The sequence below is a fragment of the Stenotrophomonas sp. 86156_Sma genome, assembly GCF_056481625.1.
Map to the genome: position 1 here is coordinate 3087759 of NZ_CM151157.1, position 12459 is coordinate 3100217.

A 12459-nucleotide genomic window follows, 5' to 3' on the forward strand; every position below is an offset into this window, starting at 1 on the left:
GTCAGGCCTTCAGTACCTCCACCTTGTACGAGGTCACATCGCCGTCGTTCTCGATGATGAGCCCGTGCACGTCCGACTCGAAGCCCGGGAAACGCGCATTCTGCTCGCGGGCGATGCGCAGCGACTGGATGATCGGCTCGTCGCTGTCACCGAAACGCTCACCCGGCATGATGGTCGGGATGCCCGGCGGGTACGGCACCAGCATGGTCGCCGCAATGCGGCCACTGATCTGCTCGATGTCGACCCGTTCGATCTCGCCCTTCACAAGGTGGTTGTAGGCATCGGCCGGGGTCATCACCGGCGTCGGCAGATCCACGTACATCTCGCGCATCACCTTGGCCACGGCGAATTCCTGGTTGAACGCGTGCAGCGCGTCGCACAGGTCACGCAGGCCCCAGCCGGCGTAGGCATTCGGATAGTCAGCAGCCAGCGTCGGCAGTGCCTGGCTCAGCGGTGCGTTTCGGTCGTAGAGTTCCTTGAACGCCATCAGCTCGGTGACCAGGGTGCTCCACTTGCCCTTGGTGATGCCCATCGAGAACAGGAACAGCACCGAGTACAGGTTGGTCTTCTCCACGGTGATGCCGCGGCCCCACAGGAACTTGCTCAGCACCGCCGCCGGAATGCCCAGCTTGCCCATGCTGCCGTCCATCGCCAGGCCCGGGGTCAGCAGGGTCACCTTGATCGGGTCGATCAGAACATAGTCATCCACCAGGTTCTCGAAGCCGTGCCAGTGCGCATCCGGCTGCAGGTACCACTCCTCGCGCTTGGCCACCATCGGTGCCGGCGTATCGCCCTTGTCCAGGCTGCGCTCGACCTGGGTCGGCTGCCACACGCTGAACCACCAGTCGTCGCGGCCGAGATCATCGCGGACATGCAGCATCGCGCGGCGGAAGGCGATCGCCTCGTCATGCATTTCCTGCACCAGCGAACGGCCGGCATCGCCTTCCATCATCTTCGAGGCCACATCACAGGCCGCGATCACTCCGTAATGCGGGCTGGTCGAGGTGTGCATCATGAACGACTCGTTGAAGCGCTCGGCATCCAGGTCGCGCTGCGCCGAGTTGCGCACGTGGATCATCGAGGCCTGCGAGAACGCGGCCAGCAGCTTGTGCGTGGAATGCGTGGTGAAGATGATCGCATCCTGCTCGCGCGGCTTGCCCTTGGCCATGCCGTAGTGGTTCTCGTAGAACGGATGGAACGCAGCGTAGGCGTACCAGGCTTCGTCGAAATGCAGGAAGTCCACCGCGCTGCCGATCTCGTCGGCGATCTTCTCGGCGTTGTAGCACAGGCCATCGTAGGTGGAGTTGGTGACCACCGCGATGCGCGGCTTGGAGCCGGCCTTGTAGGCCTTGCTGGCCAGCGGGTTGGCGGCGATACGCTGCTGCAGCGACTCGGGCGTGAACTGGTCCAGGCTGATCGGGCCGATGATGCCATGCGCGTTGCGGCTGGGAGTGAAGTACACCGGCACCGCACCAGTCATGATCAGCGCGTGCAGCAGCGATTTGTGGCAGTTGCGGTCGACGAACACCACATCGCCACGGGCCACCGTGCCATGCCAGACGATCTTGTTGGCGGTGGAGGTTCCATTGGTGACGAAGAAGGTATGGTCGGCACCGAAGTTGCGCGCCGCCTCGTTCTCGGCATCCTTGATCGGGCCGGTGTGGTCGAGCAGCGAGCCCAGCTCCGGCACCGAGATCGACAGATCGCTGCGCAGGGTGTTCTCGCCGTAGAACTGATGGAATGCGCGGCCGACCGGCGACTTGGTGAACGCCACGCCGCCGGCATGGCCCGGCGTATGCCAGGAATAGTTCGACTCGGCCGCATGGTGGATCAATGCCTTGAAGAACGGCGGCAGCAGGTTCTTCATGTAGTCTTCGGCCGCGCGCATCACCTGCCGCGAGATGAAGCTCTTGGTATCTTCGAACAGGAAGATGAAACCGTGGATGTACTTGAGCAGCTTGCTCGGCACCTTCTCGATGGTGCGGCGCTCGCCGTACAGGAACACCGGCAGGTTGGCGCGGCGCGCGCTCTGCTCGCGCAGGAAGGCGGTCAGGCGCTGGAACTCGCCATCCACCTCTTCACTGCCGTCGATCGAGATCAGCACCGCCGAGGCCGCCACGTAGGTGCGGGCACCGGCGCGGGCATCATCCAGGTTCAGGCCGCACAGCACGCGCTGGTCGTTGCTGCGCAGCTCTTCCACCAGGGCGCGGATCAGGATGCCACCGATGCGCGGCGACTCGTAGTCGTTGTCGATGACAATGACCGGGTAGTCCAGGGACTTGAAGTACACGTTGATTCTCCTTGTCTAACTCAGGAACGCTGGGCGCCGGCGCTGATCGCCGAGGCCTCGCGGGCGCGCTGCCGCTGCTGGCGGCGCTCCTCGCTGAAGAAGGGATAGAACACGGTGATGAACAGCACGAACAGGAACGCGTACTGCACGATGGTTCCCGACGAGCCGTAGATCGCCCACAGGCAGTACACGACGGTCAGGCTGGTCAGGGTCCAGAACGCACCGGTGTGGACCAGGGTGTGCGAGCGCTCGACCACGAAGTAGCAGGCCACGCACGAGTAGATGTAGGGCAGCAGGGTCAGCACCACCGCCGCCGATGTGATCACGTCGAACTGTGCCGACGCGGTTTCCGAGGTGGAAGTGACCAGCACCGCCAGGGTCATCAGCACGGCCACGATCAGCACGCCCTTGACCGGTACGTCGTCCTTGTTGGTCTTGCTGAAGATGCTCGGGAACAGGCCGTCATCGGAGGCTGCCTTGGCGCTCTGTGCGGTCAGCAGGATCCAGCCGCCCAGCGAACCGGCAGCGCCGATGAAGGCACACAGGCTGACCAGCGCACCGCCCCAGCCACCGACGGCCTTGGCCGCGGCCAGCGCGAACGGCGCATCGGAGGTCTGTAGTTCGCCATTGGGCACCATGCCCATGATCACCGACGAACTGGCGATGTAGGCGATGGCAGCCAGGAACACGCCCGCCAGGGTGGCGCGGGCCACGTTCTTTTCCGGATTCTCCACCACGCCGGCAGTGACCGAGGCGGATTCGACGCCGATGAAGGCCCACAGGGTCAGTGCCGCGGCACTGGAGATCGCGCCGAAGTTGGATTCACCGGACACGTTGTAGGCGCCCTTGAAGATGTCGGCATCGAAGAAGAACCAGCCGAAGATGGCGATACCCAGGATCGGCACCAGCGCGAAGCTGGTGGTAACCGTCTGCACGCGGCTGACGAAGGCCGGGCCGATCATGTTGGCGAAGCTCAGCGCCCACACCAGCACAAGCACCGCGATGCAGCGCACCAGCGGCTCGGACAGGATCGGGAAGAAGTAACTGAAGTAGCCCACCGCCGCGATCGGGATGGCGACGTTGCCGATCCAGTTGGCGAACCAGTAGATGGTATTGGTCTGGAAGCCCATGTAGGGCCCGAACCAGTCACGCGCATAGGCATAGGGACCGCCGGCCTTCGGTGCCAGCTTGCCCAGCTTGGCGAATACGAAGGCCAGCAGCAGCGCACCGGCGGTGGTGATCAACCAGCCCCAGATCGAGGCGGTACCAATCTTGGCCAGGCTCGATGGCAGCAGGAACACGCCTGAGCCCATCATGTTGCCGGCGACGAGGAAGGTGGCTCCGACCACCCCGATTTTCTTTGCTTCTGCCATGACGATCTCCGGTACTGGCATGAGCCCGGCAGCACCGGGCGTGGGGACGGTTGCGCTGGCGTACGACCGCTGGCGCCTATTTGATGAAGTTGTATTGCAGGCTGCCCTGCACCCGGACCGTGTCGCCGCGTGCGCCGCCCTGCTGTTCCAGGCGGCCGTACAACAGCTCCATGCCCATCGTCCAGGACGGCGCGGGGCTCCAGATCAGGTTGAATACGCCGTACCGGCTCTGCCGGAAGGCATCGGCCGCCAGTGCGGCGTTCCGCTCCAGGGTCAGCTGGCCGAAGATCAGGTTCGATCGCCACAACTCGGACCAGTAGTGGGTATAGCCGACGAAGCCGCCGTGCAGGTCCAACGCGTCGAGGCGGCCATCGGCACCGACCACCGCGTCCAGCCCGGAGCCGGTCAGGTCGGCGGTATAGCGGCTGAGGCCGCGTCCTCCCAGCGCACCGAACAGCAGCAGGTCGCGCTCGCCCACCGAGGCCGAGCCACTCAGCTGCAGGCCGCCGGCCATTCGCCGGTCGTGCTCGCCATCGCCGTCATAGGCCAGGCTGCGTGCCACCGCGCCCAGCTGCAGGTGGCCCCAGTCGCGCTCCATGCGCGCGGTCACCGTCACGTCGGGCAGGCGGTTCACTGCCGCTCGCTCATCGCTGGCGCCGGCAAGTTCGGTCTTCGGATCTTCGGCGGCGACGGTCAGGGTGTTGCCCTTGCCCATCGCAAAGCTGTGGTGGATGCCTGCCACCAGCAGGTAGCCGGCACCGCCGGGACCTGCGAAATCCAATGTGTCGGGCAGGCTGTCCGGATCCATGAAACTGGAATAGCCATAGCCGGCGTAGGTATTGCCGAGCTGGCCATAGGCATGGCGCAGCCGGAATTCGTAGCCGTCACTACTGCCGAAGAAGTCGTTCTCCAGATAGAAGCGCAGGTTGCCGTGCGTGGTCGGACGCCGCGCCTCGAAGCTGAAGCGGGTCTGCTTGGCGTGGATGTTGAAGTTGGAGACATCGCGGTGGCTGCCGCCCACCGGCATCGACGAGGGAATGAACTGATCCTCATCCCCCGCTGCACGCGAATCGGCGATGACATCCAGCTTGGCGTAGCCGCCGATACGGATCACCGTGTCAGTACCCGGAATGGCGAAGAAGCCCTTCAGATCCGGATCGGTCGGGCCGGCCGCACTGTCCGGTCGCGACGCGGCGGTGGACGGATCGGCCACCGATTCGCGCTGCGGCAGCACCGGCTGTGCCACGCCCGGTACCTGGGTGGGGTGCAGCAGGTTGGCAGTGCTGGCAGGCGCGACCACGGCGGCGGGTGCCTGTGCTGTAGCAGGCGCAACGGTTGCGTCGCGCTGCTCAAGGCGGTCCAAGCGCTGCTGCATGCCCTCCAGTGCCTGCCGCATGGCCGCAATCTCACGACGCAGCGCCTGCGCGTCCTCCTTGTCATCCACCTGTGCATACGCCGGCGTGATCGCCAGTGCTGTCACACAGGCCAGGCTCAGTACCGCCACGCGCATTGCATCCTCCCTGGACGACCCCTGTTCGCAGCACGCAGAAGGGACGCACGCATGCGCCACTCCGGCCTCGTGCTGCCGTTGCTGGAAATGCGGATACTGCGTCGACGACACCGGCCAGCCTGCGCATGGCAGGCAACAGGACGATGACACTGCCCTGCCCGCACCGATGTCGACGCCATCAAGGCCGCGCTGCCAGAGAGGTGGCGACCGCAGCGGTCTGGGTAACAAGCACAGAGTGAGAGTGTCGTGAATGGCTGTGCCAGCCGACCCTGATCAGGGCGTGGCGAGCGCGGCATCCATCGCGCATTGACGCTGTATTCCATGCGTCACAGGCTAATCCGCCTGTCGTTTTTGGCCTTGATTGGAATCAAGGCGGGATGCTTGATGTCAGTCACGATTCATACGTGACGATGAACCACTGTTGCGCGGGCCCGCAACCGCAATGCCCGCCATGGAATGCGACAGGCCCGCATGCTGCCATGCGGGCCTGCGCAGTGTTCATGGGGCTGGCGCCACTCAGCGCGGGCCAAGCACCGTCTGCAGATCGGCACCCTGCGGCAGACCCGCACGACGCTGCACCTGGCCCTGTGCGTCCTGGAACAGGATGCCCGGTGTGCCCTGGAAGCCCATCTCGATCATCAGCACCTGATTGGCGTCGAGCTTGCCAGCGATCTCGCGGCTGATGTTCGGCAGCGCCTTGATGCCACCGCGATCAAAATCGTGCTCGTTCTGCAGCAGCGCTGCGCTCGGGTCACGCGCGGCAAGGATCGCCGCGGCCTTGGCCGGGCTGTCCTCGCGGATCACGCCGACCATGATGTGACGCAGCTGCACCTTGCCGGCATCGACCCACGGCCGTGCCGCTTCCCAGAACTTGTGGCAGTACGGGCAGTTGGCATCGCTGAAGGTGTAGACCACGCGCGGCGCATCGGCCTTGCCATCACGCACCCAGGCGCTGGCTTCCAGCTTGGTCCACATCTTGGCCGACATCGGCGAAGCCACCAGCTTTTCAACGGCCTCAGCGGCTACATCGTTGCCCTCCGCATCGAACAGGCTGCCGACCAGTACGTGCTTGCCATCAGCGGTGACATAGGCCGCTGCCGGCTGCTGGCCGCCGACCACGCCAGCGAAGCCCCGCAGGCCACCGGGGGCATCGAATTCTGCGACGACCTCGAAACCATGCTTCTCGATGCCCTTCAGCACCGCAGGGCGATCGCCCTTGTTGGCCGTGGCTGTGGCGCTCGCTGCTGGTGCCGCGGCGGTCTTGCCCGGTGGCGTCTGTGCCTGGCTGCAGGCGGCCAATGCCAGCAGGACCGGCAGCAACAGCACCGCCGGGGCGGTGCGCAGGGAAGTCGACAACATGGGAACTCCGTAGTGAGATGCCCGCGCAGGCTACCGCAGCCGGCGCAGTTTGTGTTCAAGACCGGCTGCCGTCAGTTCGCCCAGGTGCAGTTCACGCAGGCGCCCTTCGGCGTCGAAGAACAGGGTCGAGGGATAGGCCTGCACGCCCAGCACCGTGGATGCCGCAGCGTCATCATCGAGCAATACGTTGTGCAGCAGGAGCCGTTCGCGCGCAACGAAACCCTGGACCTCCTCAAGGGTTTCACCCTGGTTGAGGAACACGAACTGCACGTCCGCATGCGCCTGCTGCGCCGCAGCCAGGACCGGCATCTCGCGCCGGCAGGGCCCGCACCAGGTCGCCCAGAGATTCAGCACCAGCGGTTTTCCCCGGAACTGCTGCAGATCAACCCTGCCCCCCTGCAGATCAGCAACCTGCAGTACCGGCAAGGGCATCTGCCGCTCCTGCCATGCGGACAGCAGTTGACTACCGCCCGCCCATAGCAGCACACCCGCCAACGCTGCGCCCAGCACCGGGGCGCGCAACGCCCGCCATGGGCGCACCCGCCACAGCCCCCATGCCGCCCCCGCAACCAGGACAACCACCAGGTGGTAGCCACCATCGGCAATCTGCAGAATGCTCCACGGCGCCTCGCGATACAGGGCGAAGTTCAAGGCCACGAAGCTGATGCGACCACACAGCAGGCCCACCAGCAGCATGTCCAGAACCATGCTGGGTGCGGAAGGCAGCGGCATGCCGTCCTTCCTGCGTGGCCACAGACGCGCCACGGCCATGGCAATCACTACGCACACGAGAATCAACACCACCGGCATCGGCACCGGCCCAACGCTCGACATCAGACCACCTGTTCAATCGTCCACTGACTGCATGGTCGAAGTGTCGCGCTCCGGTTGCAAGCGCGACGATGCCGCCGACATCAGGCCGCGCTGCGCCCCAGTTGCATCACCGACGGCGATTGCAGCCCGCGCAGGCTGCCTGCCACCGACGGCATCAAGGGCCGCTCACGACGCTTGCTGCTGACGTGACGCCGATAGTTGGCCGGCGTCATGCCAACGATGCGCAGGAACAACCGGCGGAAAGCACTCTGATCAGCGTAGCCGACACCCCACGCCACCTCATCGATACCCGCCCCCTGCTGCAGCAGGGTCTGCGCCTTGGCGATGCGCAGCCGTTGGCAGTATTCGATCGGCCGCAGGCCGGTGGCCTTGAGGAACCGCCGCTGCAGTGTGCGCGGCTCCAGCCCGGAGACCTCGCAGATCGCGGCAAGGGTGGCGCCGCGTGCCGCTGTGGTGTGCAGCCAGCGCTGTGCCTTCAGCACATCACGATCGCCATGTGCGAAGTTGGCGCTGAAGCGCTCCAGGTCCTGCTGGATCGTGGCGGGCACGGTGATGCCCAGTTGCTGTGCGACCGCACTGGCCACGCCCTGCCCGTGCAGCCGGTACAACAGTCGCAGGCCAAGGAAGCGCCAGGCCTGGGCCCCGCCGACCGTCAGCAGGTCACCGTCATCCACCAGCGCCCGCTCGCTCGGCACCCAGCTCGCGGCCTGCGCCTGCAGGCCTGGATGGCGCCCGAGATCGGGGCCACTGACCGTACGCCCGGCCAGCAACCCGGCGCGTGCCAGCACGCTGACGCCATCACTGGCGGCGGCCAGCAGGCTGCCGCCGTCATAGTGCGCGCGCAGCCAGTCCAGCAGGACCTCGTCCGCGCGCAGGCACGCGCCGGCACTGATCTGGCCGGGAACCGCGATCACAGCCGGGATGGCCGCATCGAGCATTTCCGCACCCGCAATACGATGCACCCCGGTCTGGCTGGCCGGCACGATCCAGCGGGTGACCAGCACCCGCTTGAACGGCCGACGCTGCTGCTGGGCAAGGCGATTGGCAACGTGCGCCATTTCGGCCAGTACGGAGGCGGCAGACGGATCACCTCCCGGGTATTCAACCACCGCGATCTCGACGAATCCTTCGTTCCTGAATCCTTCCACAGACCACCTCCTCGGTTCGTTGCAGGCCATCGAACGGCCGGTTCAGGCGAAGGGTAGGAACTGGTCCATCGGCGGGGCTATGAAGAAAGTTGCAAAGTGCGCTGAATGCGCGCACCCGGGCCAAGCCTTGACTCTCGACCAGACTCCAGGCTTCACAATGGTCGGCAGCCCCTGCAGGAATCCTGCCATGAACATTGGACAACTGGCCCGCCAGGCGGGCGTACCGATCGATACGGTGCGCTACTACGAACGACAGCAGCTGCTGCCGACCGCGGCCCGCTCGGCGGGTGGCTACCGCATCTTCGGCGAGCAGGACCTGCGCCGGCTGCGATTCATCCGCCGCGCCAAGGCGCTGGGCTTCAGCCTGGAAGAGATCGGCGAACTGCTCGCATTGAGCGATCGCCATTCGCAGGACATGGGCAGCGTGCGCGACACCGCGCAGGCACGCCTGCAGGACATCGCACAGCGGATGGCGGAGCTGCAACGCATGCACTCTGCACTTTCGCTGCTGGTCGACGCCTGCCCAGGTCACGGCGCGCTGGACCAGTGCCCGATCCTGGCGGCACTGACCGACGACGCTGCACCGGCGAAAGGCGACTGACATCGGCTTCGCAACGCACGTGAAGAAAAGTGCAACAAATGCTTGCCAACCCCCTGGGGCAAGGCTATTATTTCGCTCCTCAGCGACGTGGGGCCATAGCTCAGCTGGGAGAGCGCCTGCATGGCATGCAGGAGGTCAGCGGTTCGATCCCGCTTGGCTCCACCAATCTTTCGGCATTAGGCCGTCGAAAGGTCGCTAAAGAACATTGATGAGAATTGCGTCCCCATCGTCTAGAGGCCTAGGACATCACCCTTTCACGGTGGCGACCGGGGTTCGAATCCCCGTGGGGACGCCACTCATCACGAACAACGAGGACCCGGCCGATAACCGGGTCTTTTTTGTTCACCGCCTACCGGCATTCAGGTTGTGGCGTTGCGATTCCCCTGCCCTCGTGGTCGCGGTTGAACCGGAACGAAAAAAGCTCAAAAAAAGCTTCCACAAACGTGAACACGCAGGTATGATAGGCGGCTCGGTAAAACGGGGCCATAGCTCAGCTGGGAGAGCGCCTGCATGGCATGCAGGAGGTCAGCGGTTCGATCCCGCTTGGCTCCACCACTTTCGACATTAGGCCGTCGAAAGTTCTACAACTTGAAGTTTTTCGTGCGTCCCCATCGTCTAGAGGCCTAGGACATCACCCTTTCACGGTGGCGACCGGGGTTCGAATCCCCGTGGGGACGCCAGTTTCAAAACGGACTCTGCTCCCGGCAGATCATCCGGAGTTTTATTGGGGCCATAGCTCAGCTGGGAGAGCGCCTGCATGGCATGCAGGAGGTCAGCGGTTCGATCCCGCTTGGCTCCACCACTTCGACATTAGGCCGTCGAAGGATCTACAACTTGAAGTTTTCGTGCGTCCCCATCGTCTAGAGGCCTAGGACATCACCCTTTCACGGTGGCGACCGGGGTTCGAATCCCCGTGGGGACGCCAATTCTTTAAAACCCCGGCTTCGGCCGGGGTTTTTCTTTGCCTGTGATTCCTGGGAAGGCCCTATCCACGCATGGCGCGGATCTACTGCAGGGCCGGGATGGATCCGGCGGCCGGTTGGCCCAGTAGATCCACACCATGCGTGGATGGCTTCAACTCGGCCACACCTCAGAACCGGCGATACATCCCGATCGATGCAGGTGCGGTGGGTGCGAAACCAAACTGCGCGTACAACCGGTGCGCTTCACCATCCGCCAGAAGGCTGACGTATGCCGACGGCGGCAGGTTCGCCTGCATCCAGCCCTCCAGGCGACGCATCACTTCCTTGCCCAGGCCCTGACCCTGCAGGCGCGGCAACACAGCGATATCGCAGACCTGCAGGTGGCAGCCCCCATCGCCGACGATGCGCCCCATCGCCACTAGCTCGTTACCCTGGTAGGCACACACGCCATACAGGGTATTGGGCAGCGCGCGTGCCGCCGCCTCCTGGCTCTTGGCACTGAGGCCCGCCAGCACACGCAGCTGGCAATAGTCTTCGACCGTGGGCACGGCGTCGCGGAACTGGCAGGCGACGGAATCATTCATGCGCTATCTCCCTGTAGGTCGGGCTATCCTGCCTCATCCATGTCGCATCTGCTGCGACCCACGCCCGCAGAGTTCCCATGTGCTATTCCGCCCTCATCCGCGCCGACTACGCCAAGCTGGTGCGCGAGTTCGGCGCCATCCTGTCGCTGGAAGAATTCGCGGAGCTGTACGCGCACGATCCTGGCAAGAAGCGCCCCAGAACTCCCAAGGCGATGGATGACGGCTTCGCCGGCGCGCGCACCGAGCAGGGCCGCGACATCGTCGCGAAAATCCAGCAGTGGCATGCGCAGGAACGCCAGGATCTGGAAGCGGAGCTGGCCCGCCAGCGCGAGCGACGCGATATTGCCAATGCCACGCTGGCGACCCGCCCCACCCAGAAGGCACGCAACGACCTGCGCGTGGCCGGCAACCGCATCGATCGTGCGCAGGCTCGGCTGGAAGACCTGCACCGGGTGCAGCTGCTGCCGCGCGACAACCGCATTTTCCCCGGTACCTACGCACCGGTGATGGTCAGCGAGAGCGGCAAACGCGTGATCAAGCCGATGCGCTACCAGTGCCGGCTGCCGGACAAGCCTGCGCGCAACGACGTGCTATATCCGGGCACCTACAACGCGCGGCGCGACAGCCTGGAAGGCTATTGGCGCGGTGCGTTCGGGCTGCGCCACGGCGTGGTGGTGGTGCAGGCGTTCTATGAGCACGTGCCACGCCATGCCATCGCCGACCGTACGCTGGGTGCCGATGAGAAGGATCAGGACGTGGTGCTGGAGTTCCGGCCCGATCCCCCGCGCGACCTGCTGCTGGCCTGCCTGTGGGCGGAATGGGAAGGACCGGAAGGTCGCCTCCTGTCATTTGCCACGATCACCGACACGCCTCCGCACGACGTCGCCGCTGCGGGCCATGACCGCGGCGTCGTTCCCATCCGCAAGGAACACCTCGATGCCTGGCTCAATCCCGATCCGGATGACCTGGCGCGGCAGTACCGCATCCTCGACGACCGCGAGGAGATCCGCTACGTATACGAAGAAGCGGGCTGAACACCGCGCACAGATGAAAAACCCCGCCTGGGCGGGGTTCATGGATCAGGGATTGCCGCCGCACATCGCCTCTTCGCAGAAGGCCTGTTCCTGCAGGCATTGTTCGACCTCTCCACCCCGCGCGATGCAGCTCTTGTAGAGCTGGAAACAGGGCTGGCCACACCACGCAGCAGAGGCCGTACCACCGAAGACCGCCATCGAAAGGACACCCGCAGCTACCATGCGCTTGATCCACCTCTTCATGCCACTCTCCTTGTAGGCCTGAGCATTCAGGCCCGGGCAGGATACGCCCACCGCTTCAGCACGCGCCAATCAGGCGCTGGCGCTGGCGCGGCCCACTGCGCGTACCAGCGCCTGGCTCAGATCTGCCGAGAGATAGGGCTTCACCAGCAGCACGCCGGCCAGCATCGGCTCGGGCAGCTGCTCGGCCTGCATCCCGGTGGCCAGCACGAACGGCACTCCGCGCGCCGACAGTGCCGCAGCCACCGGCTCGCTGGTCTCATTGCGGGCCAGGCGGTAATCGAGCAGGGCCACGTCCGGGGTCGACGCCTGCAGCAGGCGCAGCGCTTCAGCCACGCTCGCGGCCAGCCCCACCACCGTCGCACCGGCATGCACCAGCTGCATCTGCAGCAGTGCGGCACTCATCTCGTCGTTCTCGACCACCAGCACCCTCAGGTCCTGCAACACTGTCATCGGCTACCGCTCCTGGAGGCATTCAAGCCGCCGCAGTATAGCCATGACAGGGCCGAAGCCGACAGGAGGCGCCCCGATCGGCCTCCCCACTATGAAAGCCGTGCCGACCT

At 65.0% G+C, this 12459-nt stretch carries 11 protein-coding genes and 6 tRNA genes; 8 read left to right on the forward strand and 9 right to left on the reverse strand.

Features of this window, described 5'->3' with window-relative positions; translation table 11 throughout:
• Position 1 precedes the first annotated feature (1 nt).
• From ACZK33_RS14285 to ACZK33_RS14310, 6 genes are all read right to left on the reverse strand, one after another.
• Positions 2-2290, reverse strand: coding sequence for an Orn/Lys/Arg family decarboxylase (locus ACZK33_RS14285; RefSeq protein ID WP_329810521.1), 2289 nt, complete (start codon positions 2288-2290; stop codon positions 2-4).
• Between the two features lie 20 nt (positions 2291-2310).
• Complete coding sequence (gene adiC, locus ACZK33_RS14290; RefSeq protein WP_006461445.1) at positions 2311-3663, reverse strand: arginine/agmatine antiporter; 1353 nt, start codon at positions 3661-3663, stop codon at positions 2311-2313.
• Positions 3664-3739: 76 nt separating this feature from the next.
• Positions 3740-5173, reverse strand: coding sequence for a DcaP family trimeric outer membrane transporter (locus tag ACZK33_RS14295; protein ID WP_423175161.1), 1434 nt, complete (start codon positions 5171-5173; stop codon positions 3740-3742).
• Between the two features lie 516 nt (positions 5174-5689).
• The gene (gene dsbG, locus ACZK33_RS14300) at positions 5690-6532 is read right to left on the reverse strand and encodes a thiol:disulfide interchange protein DsbG (protein WP_049422839.1); all 843 of its coding nucleotides are present in this window, start codon (positions 6530-6532) and stop codon (positions 5690-5692) included.
• Positions 6533-6562: 30 nt separating this feature from the next.
• Positions 6563-7366 carry a TlpA disulfide reductase family protein gene (locus tag ACZK33_RS14305; RefSeq protein ID WP_423175160.1) on the reverse strand — a complete coding sequence of 268 codons (804 nt, stop codon included), beginning with the start codon at positions 7364-7366 and terminating at the stop codon, positions 6563-6565.
• An 80-nt stretch (positions 7367-7446) separates the two neighbouring features.
• Positions 7447-8514, reverse strand: a complete 1068-nt coding sequence (locus ACZK33_RS14310; RefSeq protein WP_032129381.1) for a GlxA family transcriptional regulator — start codon at positions 8512-8514, stop codon at positions 7447-7449.
• A 187-nt stretch (positions 8515-8701) separates the two neighbouring features.
• On the opposite strand from ACZK33_RS14310, the gene ACZK33_RS14315 reads away from it, so the two are divergent.
• The 7 genes from ACZK33_RS14315 (at position 8702) to ACZK33_RS14345 (ending at position 10040) form a co-directional block, all read left to right on the forward strand.
• Positions 8702-9115 (forward strand): heavy metal-responsive transcriptional regulator, encoded by a 414-nt coding sequence (locus tag ACZK33_RS14315; RefSeq protein ID WP_423175159.1) that lies wholly within the window; start codon positions 8702-8704, stop codon positions 9113-9115.
• 89 nt (positions 9116-9204) lie between these two features.
• A tRNA-Ala gene (locus ACZK33_RS14320) sits at positions 9205-9280 on the forward strand.
• 54 nt (positions 9281-9334) lie between these two features.
• Positions 9335-9410 (forward strand) — tRNA-Glu (locus ACZK33_RS14325).
• 184 nt (positions 9411-9594) lie between these two features.
• Positions 9595-9670: transfer RNA gene (locus tag ACZK33_RS14330), tRNA-Ala, on the forward strand.
• A 49-nt stretch (positions 9671-9719) separates the two neighbouring features.
• Positions 9720-9795: transfer RNA gene (locus ACZK33_RS14335), tRNA-Glu, on the forward strand.
• A gap of 46 nt (positions 9796-9841) precedes the next feature.
• Positions 9842-9917, forward strand: a tRNA-Ala gene (locus ACZK33_RS14340).
• Positions 9918-9964: 47 nt separating this feature from the next.
• Positions 9965-10040 (forward strand) — tRNA-Glu (locus ACZK33_RS14345).
• A gap of 165 nt (positions 10041-10205) precedes the next feature.
• Here ACZK33_RS14345 and ACZK33_RS14350 read toward each other — a convergent pair.
• The gene (locus ACZK33_RS14350; protein WP_010484960.1) at positions 10206-10622 is read right to left on the reverse strand and encodes a GNAT family N-acetyltransferase; all 417 of its coding nucleotides are present in this window, start codon (positions 10620-10622) and stop codon (positions 10206-10208) included.
• Positions 10623-10699: 77 nt separating this feature from the next.
• On the opposite strand from ACZK33_RS14350, the gene ACZK33_RS14355 reads away from it, so the two are divergent.
• Positions 10700-11656 (forward strand): SOS response-associated peptidase family protein, encoded by a 957-nt coding sequence (locus tag ACZK33_RS14355; RefSeq protein ID WP_423175158.1) that lies wholly within the window; start codon positions 10700-10702, stop codon positions 11654-11656.
• A 45-nt stretch (positions 11657-11701) separates the two neighbouring features.
• Here ACZK33_RS14355 and ACZK33_RS14360 read toward each other — a convergent pair whose 3' ends face one another.
• Positions 11702-11899: a hypothetical protein gene (locus ACZK33_RS14360; protein ID WP_423175157.1), complete on the reverse strand. Its 198-nt coding sequence runs from the start codon at positions 11897-11899 to the stop codon at positions 11702-11704.
• Between the two features lie 69 nt (positions 11900-11968).
• Complete coding sequence (locus ACZK33_RS14365; RefSeq protein ID WP_032129385.1) at positions 11969-12349, reverse strand: response regulator; 381 nt, start codon at positions 12347-12349, stop codon at positions 11969-11971.
• Between the last annotated feature and the right edge of the window lie 110 nt (positions 12350-12459).

Bases quoted from the DNA above. Each gene is read 5' to 3' on its own strand.
- adiC (WP_006461445.1), bottom strand. From the start codon at position 3,663: ATGGCAGAAGCAAAGAAAATCGGGGTGGTCGGAGCCACCTTCCTCGTC.
- ACZK33_RS14295 (WP_423175161.1), bottom strand. From the start codon at position 5,173: ATGCGCGTGGCGGTACTGAGCCTGGCCTGTGTGACAGCACTGGCGATC.
- dsbG (WP_049422839.1), bottom strand. From the start codon at position 6,532: ATGTTGTCGACTTCCCTGCGCACCGCCCCGGCGGTGCTGTTGCTGCCG.
- ACZK33_RS14305 (WP_423175160.1), bottom strand. From the start codon at position 7,366: ATGTCGAGCGTTGGGCCGGTGCCGATGCCGGTGGTGTTGATTCTCGTG.
- ACZK33_RS14315 (WP_423175159.1), top strand. From the start codon at position 8,702: ATGAACATTGGACAACTGGCCCGCCAGGCGGGCGTACCGATCGATACG.
- ACZK33_RS14350 (WP_010484960.1), bottom strand. From the start codon at position 10,622: ATGAATGATTCCGTCGCCTGCCAGTTCCGCGACGCCGTGCCCACGGTC.
- ACZK33_RS14355 (WP_423175158.1), top strand. From the start codon at position 10,700: ATGTGCTATTCCGCCCTCATCCGCGCCGACTACGCCAAGCTGGTGCGC.
- ACZK33_RS14360 (WP_423175157.1), bottom strand. From the start codon at position 11,899: ATGAAGAGGTGGATCAAGCGCATGGTAGCTGCGGGTGTCCTTTCGATG.
- ACZK33_RS14365 (WP_032129385.1), bottom strand. From the start codon at position 12,349: ATGACAGTGTTGCAGGACCTGAGGGTGCTGGTGGTCGAGAACGACGAG.